Raw genomic sequence first — 24,383 nt, 5'->3', positions numbered from 1 at the left:
TCTCTCTACAACTATAAAAAATAGCTGTGAAGAAATCTATCGTCATAGATTTCTTCACAGCTAATCTTAGTATGTTTATAGTAATACTCAATCATAGGTTCTAACACCAAGTGGTTTATAGTTAAGTAATCCATCAATTAGGGATTCTTTAGTGTCATATAAAGGGGCTAACTCTTTATATTTTTTATCGATAAACCCTTCTTCAATCATATGATTAATTAAAACTTGAAGTGGATTGAAAAAGCCATTTAAATTAAAGATGCCAATCGGTTTTTGATGTATACCAATTTGAGCCCAGCTATACATTTCGAAAAATTCTTCAAGAGAACCAGCTCCTCCTGGTGCCATAACAAAAGCATCTGCTAATTCAGTCATTTTTTCTTTGCGTTCATGCATTGAGTCTACGAGAACGAGCTCACTTACTTTTTGACTTGTAATTTCACGTTCATCTAACATTTTAGGCATCACCCCAATTGCATGGCCTCCATGATCTAGTACACCATCTTGAATAGCTCCCATGATACCTATTGAACCAGCTCCAAAAATTAATTCATAGCCTTGTTCAGCCATGTATTTTCCTAATTGATACGCTTCTTTAACATAAATAGGATTATTTCCTTTACTTGCTCCGCAATATACTGCTATACGTTTCATTTTGTGTCCTCCATTAATTGATTAAGTATTTTTTGAAAAACATATTGAAAATGCTGCCGGTCTGCTTTTGAAAAAGGAGAAGGTCCTTTATGACGTCTTCCTTGTTTTCTAATTTGTGCATTATTATAACGCTGCTGAAGTAATATATCTATATTATTTTGGTTATAGATAAATCCTTTATGATGTATTATAATTCTAGCTTTATTTAATAATAAACTAGCTAATCCATAATCTTGAGTAATCACAATATCGCTATTTGACACAAGCTGTATAATTTTGTAATCAACTGCATCCTGTCCATCATCAACGTATATTATATTCACATGATTTGGATAATGAGAATGTGAAAAATGGCTAAAGCTCCGTAAAATTGTAACAAAAAAGCCTGTCTCAGCTGTTAATTCAATAATTTCATTAACGACTGGACAAGCATCACCATCAATAAATACGGTTGTCATTATTTATTTGTTACCTTTTCTGAATATGACGCTTTATCTTGAGTGATAACGCTATCGGCATTATAATTATCATATTTCTTCATTTCTTTAATACGATGTTTTTCATTACGTTTTTGAAGTTTTTCTTCTTCTTTATGACGTCTATCAATGTTTTTTTGAAGTTTTTTATCTAATTTAGTGGCTTGTTTATAATTCTTTTTAGCTAATTTTGCACCTTTTTTCTTAATATACTTAGGATCATTTTCTTTGGCAATTTTTTTAAGTTCACGCTTATTATCAAATTCTTGTTTTTTATCGCCAAAATAATCTTTAGCATCTGATGCCTTATCTGCTACTATGTGAGTAACATGTGAAGCTTTTTGAACGTCTGGATGAGACTTGATTTTTTTACGTTCTACGACTAGTGGTACGATAAATATCGGTAACACGTTAATTGCTGTTTTAATAACTTGTTTTTTATCCATACTCGTTGCCCCCATAAAATTTTCTTTCTCTTTCATTACCCTATGATACAGGAATTCAAACGATTGCACTAGATTAAAACGTTTGTCTAAAAAATTTTATAAAAAAACACTGAAATTCAGAAAGAATTTCAGTGTAACATCATTAAATTCCTTTACCAATACCAAATCCAAAGTAAAGAATAGCAATGAAAATAACTAATACGATTCGATAAATTGCAAATGGTACTAATTTCACTTTATTAATTAAATGTAAGAATGTTTTAATTGCGATTAAACCAACAATAAACGCTGCTAAGAATCCAATAATATAAAATGGAATATGCGAAATATGGATATACTGATAGTTTTTAAGTAATGATAAAGCACTCGCAGCTAGCATAATTGGCACTGCCATGATGAATGTAAAATCAGAAGCAGATTTATGGTCAAGTTTCATAAGGACCCCAGTAGAAATTGTTGATCCTGATCTACTAAAGCCCGGCCACATTGCTACTGCTTGAGAAATACCAATGATAAATGCTTGCACGTAATTGATTTGATCAACGGTTTGTGGATGTTTTACTTTAGTACTGAATTTATCAGCAATAATCATGTAAATAGCACCAACGAATAAACCAATCATTACAGTAGGTACACTGAACAAATATTTTTCGATAATATCATCAAAAAGAACGCCTAAAATTCCGGCTGGAATCATTCCTACTAATACGTGAAGTAAATTTAATCGGCGAGGTTTAGAACGCATTCCATCATTTTGAGCAACATGTTTATATTTTCCGATATGTAACATTTCATAGTAACGTTCACGGAATACCCATGCAGCAGCGAATACAGAACCTAATTGAATAACCACTTTAAAAGTAAAAGCAGAATGAGAACCTAAAAAGTGAGTTGATTTTAACCACATGTCATCTACTAGAATCATATGACCAGTTGATGATACAGGAGCAAATTCAGTTAATCCCTCTACTATACCTAAAATTAATGCCTTAATAAATTCAATAATAATCATAAGTAACCTCTTTCTTTTTATATAGACAATGAACTTTTATTTAAGTTAAGTATTTAATTTTTAAAATTCACTTTATTATAATAGCATATAAAAATACGCACTTACTAATATTTATCTGTGTATATCTTAATCATGTAAGATTATTTTGATATATAAATAGTAGATTGTATTTCAATAATGATTAGGGAGATTTAAAAAGGACATAATATTGTCACTGAATTTTGAAATCAATTAAATGATTATTTGTAATTAAGCTTTTATAATAAAGCATTAGGTGAAGAAATTTGAAAAATTTAATGAGTTTAGTCTTTAAATATAAATTATTTCCATTTTTTATGGGAATAGTTAGTTTATTCCTAGCCATATGTGTAGTGATTCAAAATATTGGAATTGCTGAGTTTTTGAATCAAGTCTTGTATCACGAGATTTCAGCTATTTATCCTTTATTATTCACTATTTTAATTGTATTAATTTTGAGAGTAACGTTTAATTTATTGAATCAACGATTAGGGGATGTTTTAGCTTATAAAGTCAAACATCAACTTCGTCAAAAAATAGTAACAAGTAAGTCTAAAGCTTCAATTGGCGTACAAACAAATATTTTAATTGAAGTGATAGATGGGATTACACCCTTTTTTAATAGTTACTTGCCACAAGTGTTTAAATCTATGTTTATACCCCTCGTCATCATTAGTGTGATGTGTTTTATACACCTTAATACTGCTATTATTATGGCTATTACTGCACCATTTATTCCATTATTTTATATTATTTTTGGCCTGAAAACTCGCGATGATTCTAAAGAACAAATGACGTATTTAAATCAATTTAGTCAAAGATTTTTAAATATAGCTAAAGGTCTGATTACTTTAAGACTATTTAAACGAACAACTCAAACAGAAAATCGAATATATAAAGAGAGTACACACTTTAGAGATTTAACGATGAAAATATTAAAGAGTGCATTTCTATCTGGACTTATGCTTGAGTTTATAAGTATGTTAGGTATTGGTTTAATTGCGCTTGAAGCGACGTTGAGTTTAGTCGTATTTCACCATATCAATTTTAAAATTGCAGCAATGGCGATTATTTTAGCACCAGAATTTTATAATGCAATTAAAGATTTAGGTCAAGCCTTTCATACTGGTAAACAGAGTGAAGGAGCAAGTGATATTATTTTTGATTTTTTAAATAGTATTGAAGAGTCAAGTATGAACATACCTAACCTAAATCAGAATCAACAAAATCAAATTGATTTCGATAAAGTAAGTTATCAATATCCTAATACGACTCGATATGCATTAAAGGAGATAAGTTTTTCAATCAAACAAGGGGAAAAAATTGCAATTGTTGGCCCAAGTGGTGCTGGAAAATCTACTCTTGCGAATCTTATTAAACAAATGATAGCACCCACGGAAGGTCGTATTATATTTAATTCTAAAGTTACAGAGATAGGTATGTTAAACCAGCATCCATATATTTTTTCAGCTTCTATTAAAGATAATATTACTATGTTTAAGGAGATTTCAGATAAAGAAGTTTTGAAAACTCTAGAAACAGTAAACCTTAAAGAAAAAATCTTAAGTTTGAATAAAGGTATTCATACTATAATTGGTGAAGGTGGAGAAATGTTATCTGGAGGTCAAATGAGAAGAATAGAACTTTGTAGATTATTATTACTACGGCCAAGTATTTTAATATTTGACGAACCTACTACCGGCTTAGATATTGAAACTGAACGTATTGTTCAACAAACATTAGAGCAAAACTTTAAGTATGCTACCACAATTACTATCGCACATCGTAATTCAACTATACGCCGTGCAACACGACGATTATTTATAAAAGAAGGTCATCTTATTAAAGATGATGATCAAATTTCTACGCAATTAAATAAGGTGGTGAATAAAGATGAAGCCACACATTAAATTTCATTTAGATAAAGATTTGTTTTTAGCTATATTAGTAAGCATTGCTGGAAGCCTTATAGCACTTACAATGTTCTTTCTAAGTGGATATATGGTAACTCAAAGTGCACTAGGCATGCCTATTTATGCATTGATGATACTTGTAGTTTCTGTGAAATTATTTGGATTTTTACGTGCTATTACACGATATATTGAACGTTTATTATCTCATCGAACTACATTTACAATGTTAAGAAATATAAGAGTACAGTTTGTAAAGCAACTCTTTCCAAGAGTACCTAATATTTATCGTGAATTTAGATCGAGTGATTTAATCTCAAGAATGGTTAATAAAGTAGAATCACTGCAAAATATATATTTACGTGTATATTATCCTCCTTTTGTCATAGGTTTAACTGCGCTAATTGCTGCTATTGCATTAATTTATTTTAGTATTACTCATGCTATTTTAATTGTCTTAAGTATGCTATTTTATTTGTGGATTGTGCCGTGGTTAAGTGCTAAACATGTGTGCATGCTTAAACAACAAGTTACAACTCATGAACGAAAAATGTTGGCTGAGTTTTATGATTATAAAGTAGGTTATCAAGAATTAATTACATTTAATCAACAAGATGCTTATAAAAAGAAAGTCATTAAATCATTAGAATATTATGATAGATTACAAGCTAAAGAAAATCGATTTTTGACATTTTATGATTATACATTGAACATTATTTCTATGGTAACGATTTTTTTAAGTTTAACTTTAGGTGTGATACAAATTGAACATGGACATTTGGATGTTATATATTTAACGAGTATTATTTTAATGATTTTAACCTTATTCGAACAGGCTATTCCAATGAGTAATTTTGCTTACTATAAAGCAGATACAGATCAAGCATTAACGGATATTAATGAGGTTTTTAATTCTTCGGTTACTACACCTAATTTAAATATAAATCAAGAACATGCACCTGTATTTAGTATTTCTAATCTGAATTTTAAATATTTTAATCAAGAAACATTAGTACTAAAAGATATTAATTTAACCATTCATAAAGGCGAAAAAGTAGCTATTATTGGACCTTCAGGTTCAGGAAAAAGTACGTTAATGCAATTACTATGTGGTTTATATGAAACAGAAGAAGGTAGTGTAGAGTTATACGGCCAACCCATTACAGAGATTAATGAAAGTGATAGATATAATGAAATCAATGCATTATTACAATCCCAACAAATATTTGATGGCACGGTTCGAGAAAATTTACTATCTAATCAAAAAGATGAAAATTTAATTGATGTCTTAAATAAGTTGAATTTAAGTTATTTAAATTTGAACACTCAATTGACTTTAGATGGAACGTCTTTATCTGGCGGTGAAATTCAACGTTTGTCTTTAGCACGTTTAATTTTAAAGTCTTCTAACATTTGGCTTTTAGATGAACCAACAACAGCTCTTGATGAAGACAATACGAAAAATATAATGAGGGAAATTAACAATCAAGTAGAAACATTAGTTGTTGCTACCCATGATTTAGATTTACTTCCATATTTCGATACCATTATTGTAATGATTGAAGGTGAGATTGTGGAGTATGGAGATTATGTGTCACTAAGCCAAAATAAAGGCTATTTAAATCATATGATCCATATTAATAAATGATAAAATAAAAAACCTGAGATAGTTTCAACAAATTATCTCAGGTTTTTCACTATTGATAAATATATAAATACATTTCGTAACGAATAACTTTAATTAGTTTAGTACTAGCATGTCACATTATTTATTTTCAGAAAAAGCAGTGATAATTTTACCTAATAGACGATTAAGTTCATGGACTTCATCATTACTCAAAGAAGAAGCGATGGCCACTTTTTGAGATGCATCACTTAGTTCGGGTTTAATATTTTCGCTTTTTTCAGTAAGATGAATAAATACTTCACGTTGATCAATTTCAGAACGTTCGCGTTTAATTAAATCAACGTTTTCCATTCTTTTTAATAAAGGTGATACTGTACCAGTATCTAATGCTAGTTCAGTAACTACTTTCTTAACATTTACAGGTGATTCTTCCCATAAAATATTTAAAACTAAAAATTGTGGGTAGGTAAGATTGTACTTTTTAAAGACTTTATTTGAATAGTAGCGATTTACTTGTCTTTGTGCATTGTACAAACTAAAACAAAGTTGTTCTTTTAAATTGTGTTGTTCAGACATTAAAGTTCTCCTCCAGACATTTATCCGTCTCTCTTTATTTCGGATTAAATTTCGTCTTTGTTGTGTAAAATATAAATTATAACACACTTCATTTCAATGCCATGCTAAAATTAAAGTATGGTTAAATTTTAGAAGAAATCACTATTTTAATCAAGTGTAATCTAACATGGATCTTTATAATATTAATTTCAAATACTTTTTATATAGAAATGAGTTTTTAAAATGATAAATAATAAAAATCAAAAAATATCTATTACAATTATTAGTGGCTTTTTGGGAAGTGGTAAAACTACATTTTTGAATAATTATATACGTCAATTATTAAAAAAAGATGAGAAAATAACGATTATTATGAATGAATTTGGAGCATTTGACGTTGATAGCTTACTTATTAAAGAAAACGTTGCTGTAAAATCATTAATTAATGGATGCGTATGTTGTGACTTAAATAATGATTTGGTGTTACAGTTACAATCACTTATTAAAGAAGGTGAAAGTCAACATATCCTTATTGAATCCACTGGAATTGCTCACCCTTTAGAAATATTTACAGCGTGCCAAGATCCAACAATTGTTGATGGCGTGGAAATTCCTAATATTATTGGACTTGTTGATGCCTTAAGATTTAATAATAGAATGAAATACACATCAGAGACGAATAAATTAATGGAAGAACAAATTAAATATAGTGATTTAATCATTCTCAATAAAATAGATTTAGTGTCAAAAGTAGAATTAGAAAATATAAAAGCACAATTAGTTTCTATTAATGCTAAAGCAACAGTTTACGTGACTACATATTGTAAAACAGATGACGTAGTAGTAATAAATAAATCTAATAATATTAATAAGCATGTGCACGTCCATCATCATAATGTGCAATCTATGAAGTATACGTTTACCTCTCCTATTGATCGACAATTATTTTATCAATTTATATTGCGTTTACCGGATGAAGTATTCAGATTAAAAGGATTTGTAAAATTTAAAGATCAGCCAGATTCAGTATACGAATTTCAATTTTCATTGGGGTTACCTACTTATGGGATAACTGATAAAGAAGTTCCATTAACTATTGTGATTATTGGTGAAAAGCTTGATACGACACGTTTGAAAAATCAGCTAGAAATGATTCAATTCACTTAAAATGATTACTTAATTTTTATATTATGAGGTATGAATATTCTAAAATTCTAATAAATAAGTCACAGGTCTGTCATGAGAATAAAGAAATATATCATTTATAATAGAATAAGGAGGGTATAATAATGAATCATAATGAAGATAAACGAACAAAACAAATTCGCTTTGAGTTTAAGTGGATTACGATGCCATATTTAATTTTTGCGATAATTATCTTATTGTTAAATATCTTTTATACAAATATAAAAATAACAATGACACTATTTGGATTGTTCTTTGCTTATAATTTAGGAATGTTGTTTATAGCATTTATTAATAAGTTTAAACGTACACTCGTATTAACGTTAATTTTAACTATTTTAAGTGCAGCAACTTTCTTCATTTTACTATACGTTTTTGGACTTAATAGAGAAATATTGGGTTAACAACAGTGCTAATCACATCATATAAATTAATAAAAAGGAGTCGCTATAGAACTTATGTTAAATTCTATAGCGACTCCTTTTAATTTAAAGATAAATAGGGTAGTTTACATATTAATAAATATAAGTATAGGAGTGGAAATATGAATATTGGTGTAATTCTCAATAGAGTATTTAGAATAAATAATAATCCGTTATTCGAATATATTGATCAACAAAAAGATGAAATTGATAAGTGCTATCTTCTTATTCCTAAGGAAATATTTGACGAGAAAGGTACAGATAAAAAAGCAAACTATTATTATGGAACTTTAGAAAAATTTTTAAATAATTTAAAAGAACACCATATAGAGCCATATATTATCGATTACAGTGATCTAGGCACATTTTGTACTGAACATCATATTAAAGAAATAATTATGGCAGGTGATATCATGAGTTATCATCAAGAAAATTATGATATTCGACATTTAAAACAAGCGTTTAAAAATTACGATATACCTGTAATAACCATCAACGTCAATCATTACTTTAAACCAAGTGACACTATGAATCAGCAGGGACAACCATATAAAGTATTCACAAGTTTTTATAAAGCCCACCGTTCAAAGCTTAGACAGCATTCTTCGTATCAATATCATTTGAATGATATCGCGGATAAATGTAGCCGATCGCAACAAACTATCACAAATGATTATTACGATGAAGGTCTATCAGAAAATCAAGCATTAAACAATTGGCAAGATTATTTGAATAATAGTATTCAAAATTATAAAAAGGATAGAGAGTATCTCCCTGAAGTACTCACTAGCCAATTGAGTATTGTATTAGCGTATGGTCTTATAGATATTAAACAAATTATTACAGATTTATTAGAACGATATGAAGAAAATGAGAGTAATATCGAAAGTTTTATTAGAGAAGTGATGTTTCGTGAGTTTTATTATGTCCTTATGGCCCAATATCCTTATACTGCTCATGAAGCATTTAATGAAAAATATCGTACGATACAATGGTCATATAATAAAGAAGAATTTAATCATTGGTGTGAAGGTAAAACCGGTTTTCCTATTATTGATGCTGCTATGACTGAATTAAATGAGACAGGATTTATGCATAATCGCATGCGTATGGTTGTCTCTCAATTTTTAACTAAAGATTTATTTATAGATTGGACTTGGGGCGAAGATTACTTTAGAAAAAAGTTAATCGATTATGATGCAGCTTCAAATGTGCATGGTTGGCAGTGGTCAGCTTCGACTGGGACAGATGCTGCGCCGTATTTTAGAATGTTCAATCCTACTAGACAAAGTGAACGTTTTGATAAGGACGCTTTATATATAAAAAAATATATTCCTATATTCGATAATGTGTCAGAAAAATTGTTGCATGATCCATCTCAACATCAAACACAATTAGTAAAAGAAGGTATAAAGTTAGGTAAAGATTATCCCGAACCTATAGTAGATCATAAAGTTGCGCGCGAACATGTGATGACAATATTTAAAAATATATAAAAAAAGAGCTAGGGGAAGGAAACTGAGTTCAAATTGAATCATGGTATCCCCCTAGCTTATTTAAATACATAAGTATATATAAAGGCTTAGAAAAAATTTTATACATTACATAATCCATAATAAATTGAAGTACACTAATGATTACAAAGAATAGTATCGATCATAATATCATTTTGCCATTCTTATCCCTTTAATGAATAATAAAATGACAAATTGAAGTAGCATCATTAACGAAATAAATATTAAACTACTACCATTTAAGGCACTAATGACTTCTGTGATAATAGTGAATGGACGGGTAATTAAATGAACAGTATGAAATCTCAAAAATCTACCCATAAATATTCCTAAACCATTTAAAAACATAAGTGCTATTAATAAACATCGATTTAACCATGGCTTTGAAGTGAAATGAGATAAATGAACAAATATGAGAGCCATGCAATAAATCGCAAAAAATACACCTAACAGTAAGAAAGTAAAGTATAACCATTCTATTAAATTAAGTTGGACGTAAAAATCAAATGTAAACTGATTGAGATGAATAAGATCAGTAACCATGTAAAATGTATTGGGTACTAATAAAATAAAAATAAGAGCAAAAATAATAAATATAGGCCATTCAAACTTTTTTCTAGGTCTAAATAATTCTAATAAGAAACATAACTCAAGTGGAATATAAGCTAGAAATAAATTTAAGCTTACAAAGTTAAATACACGCGTTTCAAATAATGATATTACAAAAAGAATAATAAAATAGATTCTTGCAATATAACGTGACGTCATAATATGCACTACTTTCTAACGATTTAGTTGAATTATTATAGTAAAGGTTAAATTCGAAGTAATCAAGAGAAAAAGAAATAGAGTATCTAAAGTTAGAGAGGTATTAATAATTGTAAAATATATGTGTAATCTGTAAGAAAAGAGTCTCAATGATTTTAAATAAAAGTGATATCATATTGTAATGAAGGGGTTGAATTGAGGTTTCTGCTCTTGATTGAAAGAGAAATATTACGATTTTAATAAGTTGAGTCTAGTCTACGAGTCAAAAGTTCGATTGATATCAAAATTAGTCATCGTAATAAAAACTTCACTTGTTGTTGAAATCACAGCTTTTGTTAAATGTCCACTTAACGTTTCGAAATATTGAGAGCCTAATATACTATGTAAATGTGAAAATGGTTGATTATCAATACGAGAAATATTCTCTAATAAACTTGTTCATTCTAATGCTTCAATTATTACTTTTTCATATCCAAATTACAATAATTTAGCACGACGTCATCACAAGCTCCGATACCACTCACTGAATTAAATTTAATATGTTAATGTTGAGCAAAGTGAGTAACCTCTTTTATAATATCTTCTCCATGTTCTAAAACAAGAAGAAAGTGTTTTCCATCTTTTCGGTATCTCATTGTCTTCATTTTTATAAGTAAAATCATTTAATTATATGTAACATAAATTTAAAATATTTTGAATAAACTATTAAGTAAGATAGTATATTTTAAAATAAAAAATAATATAATAGTATCTAAAAGAAAGATGAAAAATATAGAATTTTTAACTTTTCTCAGAATATGAATTAGATGAATTTTATTAATAGTATTTAATTATAGATAAAAGAGAGGTGGTCTTCTTGAAAAAACAATTATTTACATTATATTTTAATATATTTTTAATATTCGTTGGAATTGGCCTTGTTATTCCTGTTCTTCCAGTATATTTGAAAGACTTAGGATTAAAAGGAAGCGATTTAGGAATTTTAGTAGCCATTTTCTCATTGTCCCAAATGATTATTTCTCCTTTTGGAGGAAGTTTAGCTGATAAATTGGGGAAAAAGTTAATTATTTGTTTAGGATTATTATTTTTTACGATCTCTGAGTTTTTATTTGCTATGAGTCATTCTTTTATACTTCTAATAGTATCAAGAATACTTGGTGGTTTTAGTGCAGGGATGGTAATGCCTGGTGTAACAGGAATGATTGCAGATATTTCTAAAGCTAAAGATAAAGCGAAAAATTTTGGTTATATGTCTGCAATTATTAACTCTGGTTTTATTTTAGGACCAGGAATTGGTGGTTTTTTAGCAGAAGTATCACATCGACTTCCATTTTATTTTGCAGGTGCATTAGGTGTTATTGCGTTTATTATATCTGTAATATTGATTCGCCAACCGCAAAATACAGCGGAAAGTTATCATATTCACTTTGAAACTAAAGAACTTTCTAAAATTCAATGGAGTGTTTTTATTACTCCAATTATCTTAACGTTTGTACTTGCTTTTGGTTTGTCTTCTTTTGAGATGTTATTTTCTCTATATACTTCAGCGAAAGCAAACTACGCACCTGGCGATATTTCAATTGCTATTGTAGGTGGTGGTGTTGCGGGAGCAGTATTCCAAATTTTCTTTTTTGATAAATTTATGAGATATACCACTGAACTTACATTTATTACTTGGGCATTATTATATTCTGTCATTGTTATATTTAGTCTTATAATCGCTCATAGTTACTGGTCAATTATGTTAATTAGTTTTATTGTGTTTATTGGATTTGATTTAATTCGCCCAGCGCTCACTAATTATTATTCAAATATAGCGGGTAATCGACAAGGTTTTGCTGGAGGACTTAATTCTACCTTTACAAGTATGGGTAATTTTGTAGGTCCATTGGTAGCAGGTTCGTTATTTGATGTTAATATTGAATTTCCTTTATATATGTCTATTATTGTAATGTTATTTGGGATAGTAATTATTTTCATAGAAAAAAAATTTAAAGTTAAATCGTAGCGAATGTGATTAAATAAGTTTTATATAATAGAAATGTAACAATAAAAAGTCGTTAGGTAATATGACTGTTACAAAGATTACAATTATTTTAAATTGCCTTCTATTGAATTATTTTATCTATATTTGTATGTTAAGATATAAAAAAATTCAAAGAGAAGTGTGGGTAAGGAGATGAATTTAAAAAATATATTGTTAAGTGTGGTAGCTATCATTTTATCAATTTGTTTGGCATTTCTATTATTTATCGCAACCAATCAAAATGCCTTAGCTAAGGTACATCGAACTATTTCTACTTTTTCAAAAGTCGGAAGTATAGTAGAAACTAAAAATATATTAAATATAAACAGCAATCACACCGCCGAAGCTTCTGAGAAAAATCAAACGCAACGCAAAGCAGATATTCGTCAAAACCATGTTAATTATAGGTTAAATGAGAAAGCTCAAGAGAAATATTTATACTCGACAGAGGAATGTAAAACGATAGTTGAAAATTATATGCAACAAAATTATAGACAGCCTGTAAATTTAGAGCGTTTGAATGAAACTAATCAAGCCATCACTTTTGAAGCGTATCCACAAAACAAAAAAGCTGAAGACATAACAATTAATAAAATGGGTGAAGTTGTGATGATTTCTGCAAATTAAGTTAAATAAAAATGTAATGTAAGATTAGAGTAAGAAGGTGAAATCTAAAGGTTTCTATCTTACTCTATTTTTTATTTGTCAAAAAGAGTAGTAAAATTGGATATATAAAGAAGATAAATGAGGTGTTACATTGAAACATAAGAAAACCAATGCAATGAGAATGCTTGATAGAGCTAAGATTAATTATTCAGTAAATACATTTGAAATAGGTGAAGAACATTTAGATGGAGAAACAATTGCGGAATTAGTGCATGCAAATGTGAAAGACGTTTATAAAACATTAGTGTTAGAAAATGCTAATCATGATCATTTTGTATGTGTTATACCAGTCAGTGAAACATTAGATTTAAAAGAAGCGGCACATGTTATAGGTGAAAAGAAACTTAATTTAATGCCAATGGATGATTTAAAAAAAGTTACTGGCTATATAAGAGGAGGGTGTTCTCCAATAGGAATGAAACATTCTTTTCCAACGATTATTGATGAGTCAGCTTTATCACGAGACAAAATCAATGTGAGTGGTGGTCAACGAGGTATGCAAATTATACTCGAACCTAATGATTTAATTGCAGTTACACAGGCACAAACAGCGCGTATTACTCAACATTAAATGTATTAGCAGAGTGAGCAATGATATACATTGTGAACACTCTGTTAATTTTTCGTTTTTTTTGAACGTTTTTGAACGTTTTTGATAATTTTTGATTGAAATATGTAAGCGTGAACACTATAATAAAAGTTGTAAAGGAGTGTGAAAGATGATTTCTGAAAAACGACAAAGTTTAATTTTACAAGAACTTAAGAAAAAAGATTTTTTATCACTCCAAGAGTTAATTGAACGAACAGGTTGTAGTGCTTCAACTATAAGAAGAGATTTATCAAAGTTACAACAACTTGGACGTCTTCAACGTGTTCATGGTGGTGCGACACTTAATAGTCATAGAAATCAAGAACCCATTTTATCTGAAAAGCTGTCTACAAATCTAAAAGAAAAAAGAGAAATTGGAAGAAAAGCAGCTCAGTTCATTGAAGATAATGATTGTATTTTTATGGATGCAGGTTCTTCTACAATTGAGATGATTCCTTTTATAAAAGCACAAGATATCGTAGTGGTTACAAACGGATTATCTCACGTTGAAAGATTACTTCATCGAGGTATAAAAACCTTGATGATTGGTGGAGAAGTAAAAGCTACTACTTTTGCTACTGTCGGAGCAAGTGCCCTTGAAGTTTTAAGACGCTATTGTTTTGATAAAGCTTTCATAGGTATGAATGGCTTAGATTTGAATCATGGATTAACCACACCGGATGAAAAAGAAGCATTAATTAAAGAAAGAGCAATACATCAAGCAACCACATCTTATGTTTTATTAGATCATTCAAAATTAGATGAAATATATTTTGCGCATGTCTCAACCAAATCTTGCCGTGTTGAGTACATCGTATCTGAGCAATTACGTTATCATAATCGCTACAATGACTACAAAGAGAAATACCATTTTTTAGGAGGTTAATTATGATATATACAGTGACATTTAATCCATCTATTGATTACATCATGTTTACTGATGGATTTGAGCTAAAAGGGCTTAATAGAGCTAGAGAAACATACAAATTTGCTGGAGGAAAAGGTATTAATGTTTCTCGCGTGTTGAAAACCTTAGATATTTCGTCTACGGCATTAGGATTTGCTGGAGGTTTTCCTGGGGAATTTATTTCTAGTATTTTGGAACAAAGCGATATTAATACGGAGTTTATTAAAGTAAATGAAGATACTCGTATTAATGTTAAATTAAAATCCGGCGCTGAAACTGAAATTAATGCACCTGGTCCAAATGTGACTTCTGATCAATTCGAAGCATTATTAGATCAGATCAGACATACTTCTAAGGAGGACACTGTCATTGTAGCAGGAAGTGTTCCAAAAAGTATTCCGAGTGATGCTTATGCTCAAATTGCAAAAATCACTCAAGAAACAGGTGCAAAATTAGTAGTGGATGCTGAAAGAGATTTAGTTAATACAGTGTTAGAATATCATCCTTTATTTATTAAACCGAATAAAGATGAATTAGAAGAAATGTTTGATGTCACAATTAAATCAGATCAAGATGTCGTTAAGTATGGTAGAGAAATAGTAAAAAATGGAGCTCAATCTGTCATTATTTCTTTAGGTGGAGATGGTGCCATATATGTTGACGAAACAAGAAGTATTAAAGCTCAAAATCCTAAAGGTGAAGTTGTAAATACAGTAGGATCTGGTGACAGTACAGTTGCAGGTATGGTAGCGGGTCTTGAGTCGGGACTATCACTTGAAGAAGCATTTCGCCAAGCAGTAGCTTCAGGTACGGCTACGGCATTTAATGATGACTTAGCATTAAGAGAAGATATAGAAAAAATCAAGTCACAAGTTACAATTTCTGTACTTGATGGGGAGTGATAGAGATGAGAATAACAGAATTACTTACTAAAGAAACGATTGCTATGGATTTATCAGCTAGTGATAAAAACGGCGTCATTGATGAATTAGTTAATCAATTAGATTCAGCTGGTAAATTAAGCGATATAGCTCAATTTAAGGAAGCGATTCATAATCGTGAGTCACAAAGTACAACAGGAATTGGTGAAGGAATAGCAATTCCACATGCTAAAGTAGCAGCAGTGACATCACCTGCGATTGCTTTTGGTAAATCAAAAGAAGGTGTGGACTATCAAAGTTTAGATGGTCAACCTGCGCATTTATTCTTTATGATTGCAGCACCAGAGGGTGGCGCACAAACACATTTAGATGCTTTAGCTAAATTGTCAGGCATTTTAATGGACGATAAAGTAAGAGAAAATTTATTACAGGCTAATTCGAAAGAAGAAATACTTCGTATTATCGATGATGCTGATGATGAAGCAACTAAAGAAGAAGAAAAAGAAGCTCAAGAGCAAGAGGCTGAAGCACAAGCAACAACTAGTGCATCAGCAAATAATAATGCTGACGAACCTTACGTTTTAGCTGTAACAGCGTGTCCAACAGGGATTGCACATACGTATATGGCCCGTGATGCTTTGAAAAAACAAGCAGCAAAAATGGGAGTTAAAATAAAAGTTGAAACAAATGGTTCAAGTGGTATTAAAAACCATTTAACTCAACAAGATATTGAACGTGCAACTGGGATTATTGTAGCTGCCGATGTTCATGTAGAAACAGACCGTTTCGATGGTAAAAATGTAGTTGAAGTTCCAGTAGCAGACGGGATTAAACGTCCTGAAGAGTTAATTAATACAGCACTTGATACAAGTAGAAAACCATTTAAAGCCCATGGTGGACAAAAAAATACAGATAAAGATAGTAATGATGAAAAATTAAGTCCAGGTAAAGCATTTTATAAACACTTAATGAATGGTGTTTCTAATATGTTACCACTTGTTATTGCTGGTGGTATATTAATGGCGATTGTATTCTTATTTGGTGCCAACTCATTTGATCCAAAAAGTCCTGAACACAATGCGTTTGCAGAACAATTGTGGAATATTGGTAATAAGAGTGCCTTTGCATTAATTATTCCAATCTTAGCTGGTTTCATTTCTCGTAGTATTGCAGATAAACCAGGTTTTGCAGCTGGTCTAGTTGGCGGTATGTTAGCAATTTCTGGTGGCTCTGGATTTATAGGTGGTATTATTGCTGGTTTCTTAGCGGGTTATTTAACGCAAGGTATCAAATATATTACTCGTAATTTACCTCAAGCAGTTGAAGGTTTAAAACCAACATTAATTTATCCACTATTAAGTGTGACGATTACTGGATTATTAATGATTTATGTATTTAATCCACCTGCAGCATGGTTAAACAATCTATTATTAAATGGTTTAAATAGTTTATCTGGTTCTAACATTATGCTATTAGGACTAGTTATTGGAGCTATGATGGCAATTGATATGGGAGGTCCATTCAATAAAGCGGCTTATGTATTTGCGACAGCAGCTTTAACTGAAGGTAATGCTGCACCAATAACAGCAGCAATGGTTGGTGGTATGATTCCACCATTGGCAATTGCCACAGCAATGTTTATTTTTAAACGTAAATTTACAAAAGAGCAACGTGGCTCAATCGTACCTAACTATGTTATGGGTCTATCATTTATCACTGAAGGCGCTATACCTTTTGCAGCTGCTGACCCATTACGTGTGATTCCATCAATGATGGTCGGTTCAGGTGTTGCTGGAGCGATTGCATTAGGACTTGGTTCAAGAATTAATGCACCTCATGGCGGTATCATCGTTATAGCAGCAACAGACTTTAGTCATATTATCCAAACGATCATTGCTTTAATTATAGGTACACTTGTTTCAGCAGTACTTTATGGTTTACTGAAACCAAAATTAACAGAACAAGAAATTAAAGCTTCAGAATCTATGGATGAATAATAAATATTGGTTTAATGAGCCTGAGACATATTGAGTTGTCTCAGGCATTTTTTATATATTGATATTTGGTAATTAAATTGAAAACGTGTTGCATCAAGATTATTTAAAGGAGTACTAGCATCGAGCTCTTTGTAAAAAAGGCAATATTCAACGAAAGCTGGGGTTGGGGCCCCTAGCAAAAAGGGTTTTCTGGGAAACCCAACGTTCAACGAAAGCTGGGGTTACATTATCGAGGGGATTAATGCATTATGTCCAACCTTCTATTATATAGTTAATATGTAATTAAAAAGACATAGCGATATATATACTTGACTATTATTACAGATTAGTTTTAAATGGAAATTTGAGTTTAAGAAACAAATAACCATCTTGGACTATTATTGCACTTTTATAGTGTTCAATTAAAAAATCCCTCATATATCGTTTTTCTGATTTTCTTAAAGATTTATTACAAGAACCATTGAAGTATATATGAAATAGTAGGAAGAAAATCATTATATAATGCTTTTTAAATGTTAAAAGCTTTCTTATTCTTATTTAACCATTTAGTATAGAAATATGGTAAAATTAAAGTAATACATTTTTTTGGGGGTGTCTTGATGGGAAGGTCTTAACATGCTTTTATAACGGTGATAAGTATGGCATATTAAATTCTTGTTACTCATTAGAGACACATAATATTTGGAGGTGAATCCCTAGAAATAGGGAACTAATTGGAAACACTGACCATAATTAATTTAGTAATATTTTTTCTATTAATTGCTTTAACAACTGTATTCGTTGGATCTGAATTTGCATTAGTAAAAGTACGTTCAACAAGAATTGAACAACTTGCTGATGAAGGTAATGGAAGTGCAAAAATTGTTAAAAAGATGATTGCTAATCTTGATTATTATTTATCAGCATGTCAACTTGGTATTACGGTTACATCTTTAGGTTTAGGTTGGTTAGGTGAACCGACATTCGAAAAACTATTACATCCACTTTTCAATCTATTACATTTGCCAAGTGCAGTGACTACAACCATTTCATTTGTGATTTCGTTTGTTGTTGTAACTTATTTACATGTGGTATTAGGCGAGTTAGCACCTAAATCAATAGCAATACAGCATACTGAAAAATTAGCATTAACTTATGCTAGAACATTATATTATTTTGGTAATGTCATGAAACCATTAATATGGTTAATGAATGGTTCGGCACGAGTAATTATTAGAATGCTTGGTGTTGATCCTGATGCGCAAGCAGATGCAATGTCTGAGGAAGAAATTAAAATTATTATTAATAATAGTTATAATGGTGGAGAAATTAATCAAACAGAACTGAATTACATGCAAAATATCTTTTCATTTGACGAAAGACATGCGAAAGATATCATGGTTCCACGTACACAAATGGTAACGTTAAACGAACCATTTAATGTTGACGAATTACTTGAAACGATTAAAGAACATCAATTTACACGTTATCCAATTACTGAAGATGGGGATAAAGACCATATAAAGGGTTTTATTAATGTAAAAGAATTTTTAACAGAATATGCTTCAGGTAAAACAATTAAAATCTCTAATTATATTCATGAATTACCTATGATTTCAGAAACAACTCGTATTAGCGATGCATTAGTTTCAATGCAACGAGAACATGTTCATATTAGTCTTATTATTGACGAATATGGTGGTACTGCTGGTATTTTAACAATGGAAGACATTCTTGAAGAGATTGTCGGTGAAATCAGGGATGAATTTGATGATGATGAAATAAATGATATTGTTAAATTAGAGGAAGATATATATCAAATTAACGGACGTGTCTTACTTGATGATTTACATGAAAAATTTGATATCACTTTTGAAGATTCTGAAGATATCGATACAATTGGTGGATGGTTACAAGCACACAATACTAATCTTCAAGTTGAAGACTATATAGATACAAAATATGATCGATGGATTGTTTCTGAAATGGATAATCATCAATTGGTATGGGTTGTACTTAAATACCAATTTAATGAAACAAGACCTGTGATTAGTGATGAAGAGAAAGAAGAAAATCACGATCATAAACATGAATCGGATGAATAAAAATAAAGGCACTTGGGTATGTAAACCTAAGTGTCTTTATTTGTATGCGTAAAAAAAAATTAAGTTATGCTAATTTTTAGTTGAGAAATTATATTGAATAGGATGTGGCACAAATGATAAATGATACACAAGTGTTAAATAATGGTTACCCAATGCCTAAAGTAGGACTAGGCGTTTATAAAATGAAAGATGATGAGATGGAAAACGCAGTACAAACAGCATTAGAAGCGGGATATCGTGCATTTGATACTGCTTATTTTTACGGTAACGAACAAGCACTAGGTAAAGCTTTAAACAACAGTGATATTGCGAGAGAAGACGTATTTATTACTTCTAAATTATGGAATGATTATCAAGGATATGATAATACATTAGAATATTTTAATAAATCTTTAGACAACTTAGGATTAGACTATTTAGACTTATATTTAATTCATTGGCCATGTGAAAAAGATGGCTTATATATTGAGTCTTATAAAGCATTAGAAAAATTATATAATGAAGGTAAAATTAAAGCGATTGGTGTATGTAACTTTAAACCTCATCACTTAGAAACTTTGATGAAAGAGACAACTATTGTACCTCAAATTAATCAAATAGAAGTTCATCCTTATTTTAATCAACAAGATGTACAAGAGTATTGTGATAAACATGATATTACAGTCACAGCTTGGATGCCACTTATGAGAAATCGAGGATTATTAGATGACCCAGTAATTACAAAATTAGCAGAACAATATGACAAAACACCAGCACAAATTGTATTACGTTGGCATCTAGCCCATGACAGAATTATTATTCCTAAATCAAAAACGCCATCCCGTATTCGTGAAAATTATGATATTTTTGATTTTAATTTAGAACTTACTGAGATTGCAGAAATTGATAGTTTAAATAGAAATGCACGTCAAGGTAAAGATCCTGATAATGTAGCGATTGGAGATTTAAAATAATATAGTTTAAATTATTACAAAAGCTAGAGTTAATGTTAATTATTTGTTAATTACATGGTTATTAGTAGAATATTTATTGATTTTATTGATACAATATTATAAAGAATGTAGAAAAGGATGTAATTAGATGAAAATCAGAGTCATTATACCTTGCTTCAATGAAGGTAAAGTCGTAAAAAAAACTTACGATAGATTGACTGAAATTTTGACGGAGAATAGTAAAACTCGTCGTTATTATTATGACTTGTTATTTATTGATGACGGTAGTAAAGATAATACGATTGAGCATATACAAAATTTAGCGGAATACGATGAACATGTTAAATATATTTCTTTCAGTCGAAATTTTGGTAAAGAAGCAGCAATGATTGCTGGTTTTCAACACAGTGTGAATTTTGACGCAGTCGTAATGATTGATGGAGATTTACAACATCCTCCTGAATTTATACCTAAAATGATTGAAATGTATCAACAAGGTTTTGATCAAGTTGTCGCTAAACGAGACCGTAGTGGTGAAAATGTTGCACGTAAAACAATGTCAAAGTTGTACTATAAGCTCATTAATAGCTTTGTTGAAGATATTAAATTTAGTGATGGTGTAGGTGATTTTCGATTATTAAGTCAACGTGCAGTTAAATCAATTGTTTCATTAAATGAATATAATCGATTTTCTAAAGGATTATTTGAATGGATAGGGTATAATACAAAGATCTTTACTTATAAAAATGTAGAACGAGAAGCTGGAGAATCTAAATGGACATTTACCAAGTTATTAAATTATGGGATTGATGGATTAATATCATTTAATAATAAACCACTGAGAGCAATGATATATCTTGGAATGTTTATCTTTGGATTAAGCATCATTTATATTATTTATTTGTTAATAGGTATTTTAATGAATGGAATTAATCATCCAGGTTACTTTACAACAATAGCAGCTGTATTGTTATTAGGTGGCATTCAGTTAATGTCTATTGGTGTAGTTGGTGAATATATTGGACGAATTTATTACGAAGTAAAACAAAGACCAAAATATATTGTGGAAGCTTCCAATTTAAAAACACCTATTGAAAAAGTAGTAGCCGAAAAATAAAAAATAAACATGTAAAAGCTCTTACATAATAGCTTCTTACATGTTTATTTTTTTAAATTATTTTCAATATTATTATGTTTTAGTTGCCATAATAAATATATATCAAATAAAGCATAAATAATTATGAAGATATACCAAAATGACGTTAATAAGGTCAAAAGTACAATTGAAATAATAATAATTGTATGACCAATCATTATAGGATGTTGTAACTTACTTAAAAATTTAAAATGATTTATTTCATTTTTTGAAAAAGTACTTATGAAATCAATGCTTAAGCCTATAATGAATATAGCTGGAGCTAAATAAGGAATAGACATATAGATTGATTGGTCGCTAGATTCAAAAGTGATAAATAATGAGCAACTAATTATAATTGCAAAAATTAGCGCAAGAGATTTATACTCTGAAATAACTAAGTGCATATGTTTACGATTTAAATAATATTGTAAAATTGTCCAACTTAAGAAAAATATAATTGAAGCAAATGTTATAAAATTGAACTTTTCAATCGCAATACTATTAATAATAGCATTGATTACAATGGATAATAAAACGGAGTTAAATGTTAGTTGTTTGAAATGATGGTGATACAAATCAAAGCCTAGAACACATATGGTAATGGCTATATTAATAAATACATATATAATCATGCTGTACTCCTATCACGTGTAGTTCATTAAAATATTATAGCAATTAAAATACACTTAATCATTTCAAAACACTTAATAAATATGATTCTATTATAATTTACTAATTATACACCCTTTTTATTACTCCATAACAATGTATGTAACTGAGGTAAAACATACACATGATTCATATCGCTACTATTCATTACTGTGTCTACAAGTGTTTTATAGCGACCAAGTAATTTTTCAGTATGATGTTCCACATTATCATCTAAATAGGGGTTTCCTACTTGTAAATAAAACGGAATATTAGGATAACGATGATGAATCATTCTAGCAAATTGATAATCTTCCTTATCAAAAACAACTACTTTTAAGTTCAATGTTGATGGTATGCATTGCTTTATGACATCATCTAATATTTCTAAATTAGGCACCATATTAGAACTTGGAGGTTTAGGACTAATTGTTAAATCGTTAATTTGTCGCATCCAAGGTTGAAATTTACTGCCTTGTGTTTCTAATGCCGTATAAATATTTTTTTCTTCGAATAAATCTACTAAATCTTGAATTCCTTTAATTAGTGCAGGATTACCTCCAGAAATAGTGACATGATCAAATTGCTCGCCTCCTATCTCTTTTAAACGCTTATAAATGTCTTGAGCAGTTAATAACTCTATATCATTTTTAGCGCTACCATCCCACGTAAAAGCTGAATCACACCAACTACAACGATAATCGCATCCTGCTGTGCGGACAAACATTGTTTTTCGTCCTATAACTCGTCCTTCTCCTTGAATAGTAGGACCAAAAATTTCTAAAACTGGTATTTTTGAAGGCATTATTTTATCTCCTTTGGACGATATACAACATAACTTGATGGTGTTTCTCGTAGATAAACTTGTACGCATTTTGGCTTATTGGCACATATGTTAAGATGAGCTTGTACGATTTCAAAAATCGTCTGTGCCACAACTTCAGTAGAAGGACTTTTATCTTTAAATTGTGGTAAATCATTTAATAAATAGTGATCAAATTGATTATGAACCAAGCGTTTTAAGTCACTAAAATTAACTAAAAACCCATTATGATCAAGTGTATCTCCGACAATAGTTAAGTTAACAAAATAAGTATGTCCATGTGTTCTCATGCATTTTCCAGCATCTTCACTAGGAATAAAATGTGCTGCTGAAAAATTGAAGTCTTTATTTAATTCGAATGTATAAGGGTGATTTACTGAAGGATAAACTTGTTGTATCATAATTACGCATCTCCTTTTTGTTCTAAATATTGATGAAGTCCACGTTGTCTTAATTTACACGCTGGACATTCTCCACATCCATCTCCAATAACACCGTTGTAACATGTAAGAGTATTATTGCGCACATAATCTAGGACGCCTAATTCATCACTGAGTTCCCAAGTTTGCGCTTTATCTAACCACATTAACGGTGTATGAATAACAAAATCTCTGTCCATAGATAAACTAAGTGTGACATTCATAGATTTAATAAAACTATCTCGACAATCAGGATAACCAGAGAAATCTGTTTCGCATACTCCAGTAATAATATGCTTTGCATTAACTTGATAAGCAAGCGCCCCTGCAAATGATAAAAATAATAAATTACGAGCAGGAACAAAAGTATTTGGGATACCATCTTCACTTGTCTCAATGTTCATGTCATGATTTGTTAATGCATTCGGAGTAAGCTGAGATAGTAAAGACATGTCTAAAATATGATGCTTTAAGCCTTGTTCTTTTGCTATTTTTGAAGCAACTTCTATTTCAGTATCATGTCTTTGACCATAATTGAAAGTTACTAATTCTACTTCTTTAAAATGTCTTTTGGCATAAAAAAGACATGTCGTGCTATCTTGACCTCCACTAAACACAACAATTGCTTTTTCTAAATTCAAAACACTGTTTGGCATAACGTTTCTCCTTTAAAAGTTAATATTTTT

General features: G+C 30.1%; 23 protein-coding genes and 2 pseudogenes. 14 read left to right on the top strand and 11 right to left on the bottom strand.

Annotated elements, in window-relative coordinates; genetic code table 11:
• Positions 1-87: 87 nt before the first annotated feature.
• The 4 genes and pseudogenes from AC2FB1_RS05690 to AC2FB1_RS05675 all read right to left on the bottom strand — a co-directional run bounded on the left by AC2FB1_RS05690 (position 88) and on the right by AC2FB1_RS05675 (position 2,588).
• Positions 88-654, bottom strand: a complete 567-nt coding sequence (locus AC2FB1_RS05690; protein ID WP_490674316.1) for an LOG family protein — start codon at positions 652-654, stop codon at positions 88-90.
• Positions 651-1,112, bottom strand: coding sequence for a YaiI/YqxD family protein (locus AC2FB1_RS05685; RefSeq protein ID WP_490674315.1), 462 nt, complete (start codon positions 1,110-1,112; stop codon positions 651-653). Before AC2FB1_RS05685 ends, AC2FB1_RS05690 begins: the two co-directional genes overlap by 4 nt.
• 32 nt (positions 1,113-1,144) lie before the next feature.
• A pseudogene (locus tag AC2FB1_RS05680) lies at positions 1,145-1,576 on the bottom strand (hypothetical protein); the annotation flags it as partial.
• 142 nt (positions 1,577-1,718) lie between these two features.
• Positions 1,719-2,588 (bottom strand): undecaprenyl-diphosphate phosphatase, encoded by an 870-nt coding sequence (locus AC2FB1_RS05675; RefSeq protein ID WP_490674313.1) that lies wholly within the window; start codon positions 2,586-2,588, stop codon positions 1,719-1,721.
• Positions 2,589-2,872: 284 nt separating this feature from the next.
• Here AC2FB1_RS05675 and AC2FB1_RS05670 point away from each other — a divergent pair, with 284 nt between their 5' ends.
• Together AC2FB1_RS05670 and AC2FB1_RS05665 are read left to right on the top strand one after the other, a co-directional pair.
• A complete protein-coding gene (locus AC2FB1_RS05670; protein WP_490674312.1) occupies positions 2,873-4,516 on the top strand; it encodes an ABC transporter ATP-binding protein/permease in 1,644 nt (547 codons plus the stop codon).
• Positions 4,500-6,164: an amino acid ABC transporter ATP-binding/permease protein gene (locus tag AC2FB1_RS05665; RefSeq protein WP_490674311.1), complete on the top strand. Its 1,665-nt coding sequence runs from the start codon at positions 4,500-4,502 to the stop codon at positions 6,162-6,164. The genes AC2FB1_RS05670 and AC2FB1_RS05665 overlap by 17 nt, the downstream gene beginning before the upstream one ends.
• A 117-nt stretch (positions 6,165-6,281) precedes the next feature.
• On the opposite strand, the gene mgrA is transcribed toward AC2FB1_RS05665, so the two are convergent.
• The gene (gene mgrA / locus AC2FB1_RS05660; RefSeq protein ID WP_490674310.1) at positions 6,282-6,719 is read right to left on the bottom strand and encodes a global transcriptional regulator MgrA; all 438 of its coding nucleotides are present in this window, start codon (positions 6,717-6,719) and stop codon (positions 6,282-6,284) included.
• 222 nt (positions 6,720-6,941) lie between these two features.
• Here mgrA and AC2FB1_RS05655 point away from each other — a divergent pair, with 222 nt between their 5' ends.
• The 3 genes from AC2FB1_RS05655 to AC2FB1_RS05645 all read left to right on the top strand — a co-directional run bounded on the left by AC2FB1_RS05655 (position 6,942) and on the right by AC2FB1_RS05645 (position 9,801).
• Positions 6,942-7,865, top strand: a complete 924-nt coding sequence (locus tag AC2FB1_RS05655) for a CobW family GTP-binding protein (protein WP_490674309.1) — start codon at positions 6,942-6,944, stop codon at positions 7,863-7,865.
• A gap of 122 nt (positions 7,866-7,987) precedes the next feature.
• The gene (locus AC2FB1_RS05650; RefSeq protein ID WP_490674308.1) at positions 7,988-8,287 is read left to right on the top strand and encodes a hypothetical protein; all 300 of its coding nucleotides are present in this window, start codon (positions 7,988-7,990) and stop codon (positions 8,285-8,287) included.
• A 140-nt stretch (positions 8,288-8,427) separates the two neighbouring features.
• On the top strand, positions 8,428-9,801 hold the full coding sequence (locus tag AC2FB1_RS05645) for a cryptochrome/photolyase family protein (protein WP_490674307.1): 1,374 nt from the start codon (positions 8,428-8,430) through the stop codon (positions 9,799-9,801).
• 168 nt (positions 9,802-9,969) lie between these two features.
• On the opposite strand, the gene AC2FB1_RS05640 is transcribed toward AC2FB1_RS05645, so the two are convergent.
• Complete coding sequence (locus tag AC2FB1_RS05640; RefSeq protein WP_490674306.1) at positions 9,970-10,587, bottom strand: DUF1361 domain-containing protein; 618 nt, start codon at positions 10,585-10,587, stop codon at positions 9,970-9,972.
• A 255-nt stretch (positions 10,588-10,842) separates the two neighbouring features.
• A pseudogene (locus AC2FB1_RS05635) lies at positions 10,843-11,222 on the bottom strand (PPC domain-containing DNA-binding protein).
• Positions 11,223-11,443: 221 nt separating this feature from the next.
• Here AC2FB1_RS05635 and norA point away from each other — a divergent pair.
• The 9 genes from norA (at position 11,444) to AC2FB1_RS05590 (ending at position 21,786) form a co-directional block, all read left to right on the top strand.
• Complete coding sequence (norA, locus tag AC2FB1_RS05630; protein WP_490674305.1) at positions 11,444-12,595, top strand: multidrug efflux MFS transporter NorA; 1,152 nt, start codon at positions 11,444-11,446, stop codon at positions 12,593-12,595.
• Positions 12,596-12,766: 171 nt separating this feature from the next.
• On the top strand, positions 12,767-13,240 hold the full coding sequence (locus tag AC2FB1_RS05625) for a hypothetical protein (protein WP_490674304.1): 474 nt from the start codon (positions 12,767-12,769) through the stop codon (positions 13,238-13,240).
• 154 nt (positions 13,241-13,394) lie between these two features.
• Positions 13,395-13,850, top strand: a complete 456-nt coding sequence (gene ybaK, locus AC2FB1_RS05620; protein WP_172457931.1) for a Cys-tRNA(Pro) deacylase — start codon at positions 13,395-13,397, stop codon at positions 13,848-13,850.
• Positions 13,851-13,998: 148 nt separating this feature from the next.
• Complete coding sequence (locus AC2FB1_RS05615; protein WP_490674303.1) at positions 13,999-14,754, top strand: DeoR/GlpR family DNA-binding transcription regulator; 756 nt, start codon at positions 13,999-14,001, stop codon at positions 14,752-14,754.
• Between the two features lie 2 nt (positions 14,755-14,756).
• Positions 14,757-15,677, top strand: a complete 921-nt coding sequence (gene pfkB / locus AC2FB1_RS05610; protein WP_490674302.1) for a 1-phosphofructokinase — start codon at positions 14,757-14,759, stop codon at positions 15,675-15,677.
• Positions 15,678-15,682: 5 nt separating this feature from the next.
• Positions 15,683-17,653, top strand: a complete 1,971-nt coding sequence (locus AC2FB1_RS05605; protein WP_490674301.1) for a PTS fructose transporter subunit IIABC — start codon at positions 15,683-15,685, stop codon at positions 17,651-17,653.
• A gap of 713 nt (positions 17,654-18,366) precedes the next feature.
• Complete coding sequence (locus AC2FB1_RS05600; protein ID WP_490674300.1) at positions 18,367-19,737, top strand: hemolysin family protein; 1,371 nt, start codon at positions 18,367-18,369, stop codon at positions 19,735-19,737.
• Between the two features lie 113 nt (positions 19,738-19,850).
• Positions 19,851-20,690 carry an aldo/keto reductase gene (locus AC2FB1_RS05595; RefSeq protein WP_490674299.1) on the top strand — a complete coding sequence of 280 codons (840 nt, stop codon included), beginning with the start codon at positions 19,851-19,853 and terminating at the stop codon, positions 20,688-20,690.
• 127 nt (positions 20,691-20,817) lie between these two features.
• Complete coding sequence (locus tag AC2FB1_RS05590) at positions 20,818-21,786, top strand: glycosyltransferase family 2 protein (protein WP_490674297.1); 969 nt, start codon at positions 20,818-20,820, stop codon at positions 21,784-21,786.
• A 44-nt stretch (positions 21,787-21,830) separates the two neighbouring features.
• On the opposite strand, the gene AC2FB1_RS05585 is transcribed toward AC2FB1_RS05590, so the two are convergent.
• The 4 genes from AC2FB1_RS05585 to queC form a co-directional block, all read right to left on the bottom strand.
• Positions 21,831-22,439: a hypothetical protein gene (locus AC2FB1_RS05585; protein ID WP_490674296.1), complete on the bottom strand. Its 609-nt coding sequence runs from the start codon at positions 22,437-22,439 to the stop codon at positions 21,831-21,833.
• 104 nt (positions 22,440-22,543) lie between these two features.
• Positions 22,544-23,260 (bottom strand): 7-carboxy-7-deazaguanine synthase QueE, encoded by a 717-nt coding sequence (queE, locus tag AC2FB1_RS05580; RefSeq protein WP_490674295.1) that lies wholly within the window; start codon positions 23,258-23,260, stop codon positions 22,544-22,546.
• A complete protein-coding gene (gene queD, locus AC2FB1_RS05575; protein WP_490674294.1) occupies positions 23,260-23,679 on the bottom strand; it encodes a 6-carboxytetrahydropterin synthase QueD in 420 nt (139 codons plus the stop codon). Before queD ends, queE begins: the two co-directional genes overlap by 1 nt.
• Before the next feature lie 2 nt (positions 23,680-23,681).
• Positions 23,682-24,353 carry a 7-cyano-7-deazaguanine synthase QueC gene (gene queC / locus AC2FB1_RS05570; protein ID WP_490674293.1) on the bottom strand — a complete coding sequence of 224 codons (672 nt, stop codon included), beginning with the start codon at positions 24,351-24,353 and terminating at the stop codon, positions 23,682-23,684.
• Between the last annotated feature and the right edge of the window lie 30 nt (positions 24,354-24,383).

It is taken from the genome of Staphylococcus sp. CoH_129_LAB_1, assembly GCF_058191515.1.
This window is presented reverse-complemented; position numbering and strand designations above follow the sequence as displayed.

Excerpts from the sequence above, each read along its gene's own strand:
- AC2FB1_RS05690 (WP_490674316.1), bottom strand. The coding sequence starts at position 654 with ATGAAACGTATAGCAGTATATTGCGGAGCAAGTAAAGGAAATAATCCT.
- AC2FB1_RS05685 (WP_490674315.1), bottom strand. The coding sequence starts at position 1,112 with ATGACAACCGTATTTATTGATGGTGATGCTTGTCCAGTCGTTAATGAA.
- AC2FB1_RS05675 (WP_490674313.1), bottom strand. The coding sequence starts at position 2,588 with ATGATTATTATTGAATTTATTAAGGCATTAATTTTAGGTATAGTAGAG.
- AC2FB1_RS05665 (WP_490674311.1), top strand. The coding sequence starts at position 4,500 with ATGAAGCCACACATTAAATTTCATTTAGATAAAGATTTGTTTTTAGCT.
- mgrA (WP_490674310.1), bottom strand. The coding sequence starts at position 6,719 with ATGTCTGAACAACACAATTTAAAAGAACAACTTTGTTTTAGTTTGTAC.
- AC2FB1_RS05655 (WP_490674309.1), top strand. The coding sequence starts at position 6,942 with ATGATAAATAATAAAAATCAAAAAATATCTATTACAATTATTAGTGGC.
- AC2FB1_RS05650 (WP_490674308.1), top strand. The coding sequence starts at position 7,988 with ATGAATCATAATGAAGATAAACGAACAAAACAAATTCGCTTTGAGTTT.
- AC2FB1_RS05645 (WP_490674307.1), top strand. The coding sequence starts at position 8,428 with ATGAATATTGGTGTAATTCTCAATAGAGTATTTAGAATAAATAATAAT.
- AC2FB1_RS05640 (WP_490674306.1), bottom strand. The coding sequence starts at position 10,587 with ATGACGTCACGTTATATTGCAAGAATCTATTTTATTATTCTTTTTGTA.
- AC2FB1_RS05625 (WP_490674304.1), top strand. The coding sequence starts at position 12,767 with ATGAATTTAAAAAATATATTGTTAAGTGTGGTAGCTATCATTTTATCA.
- ybaK (WP_172457931.1), top strand. The coding sequence starts at position 13,395 with ATGAGAATGCTTGATAGAGCTAAGATTAATTATTCAGTAAATACATTT.
- AC2FB1_RS05615 (WP_490674303.1), top strand. The coding sequence starts at position 13,999 with ATGATTTCTGAAAAACGACAAAGTTTAATTTTACAAGAACTTAAGAAA.
- pfkB (WP_490674302.1), top strand. The coding sequence starts at position 14,757 with ATGATATATACAGTGACATTTAATCCATCTATTGATTACATCATGTTT.
- AC2FB1_RS05605 (WP_490674301.1), top strand. The coding sequence starts at position 15,683 with ATGAGAATAACAGAATTACTTACTAAAGAAACGATTGCTATGGATTTA.
- AC2FB1_RS05595 (WP_490674299.1), top strand. The coding sequence starts at position 19,851 with ATGATAAATGATACACAAGTGTTAAATAATGGTTACCCAATGCCTAAA.
- AC2FB1_RS05590 (WP_490674297.1), top strand. The coding sequence starts at position 20,818 with ATGAAAATCAGAGTCATTATACCTTGCTTCAATGAAGGTAAAGTCGTA.
- AC2FB1_RS05585 (WP_490674296.1), bottom strand. The coding sequence starts at position 22,439 with ATGATTATATATGTATTTATTAATATAGCCATTACCATATGTGTTCTA.
- queE (WP_490674295.1), bottom strand. The coding sequence starts at position 23,260 with ATGCCTTCAAAAATACCAGTTTTAGAAATTTTTGGTCCTACTATTCAA.
- queD (WP_490674294.1), bottom strand. The coding sequence starts at position 23,679 with ATGATACAACAAGTTTATCCTTCAGTAAATCACCCTTATACATTCGAA.
- queC (WP_490674293.1), bottom strand. The coding sequence starts at position 24,353 with ATGCCAAACAGTGTTTTGAATTTAGAAAAAGCAATTGTTGTGTTTAGT.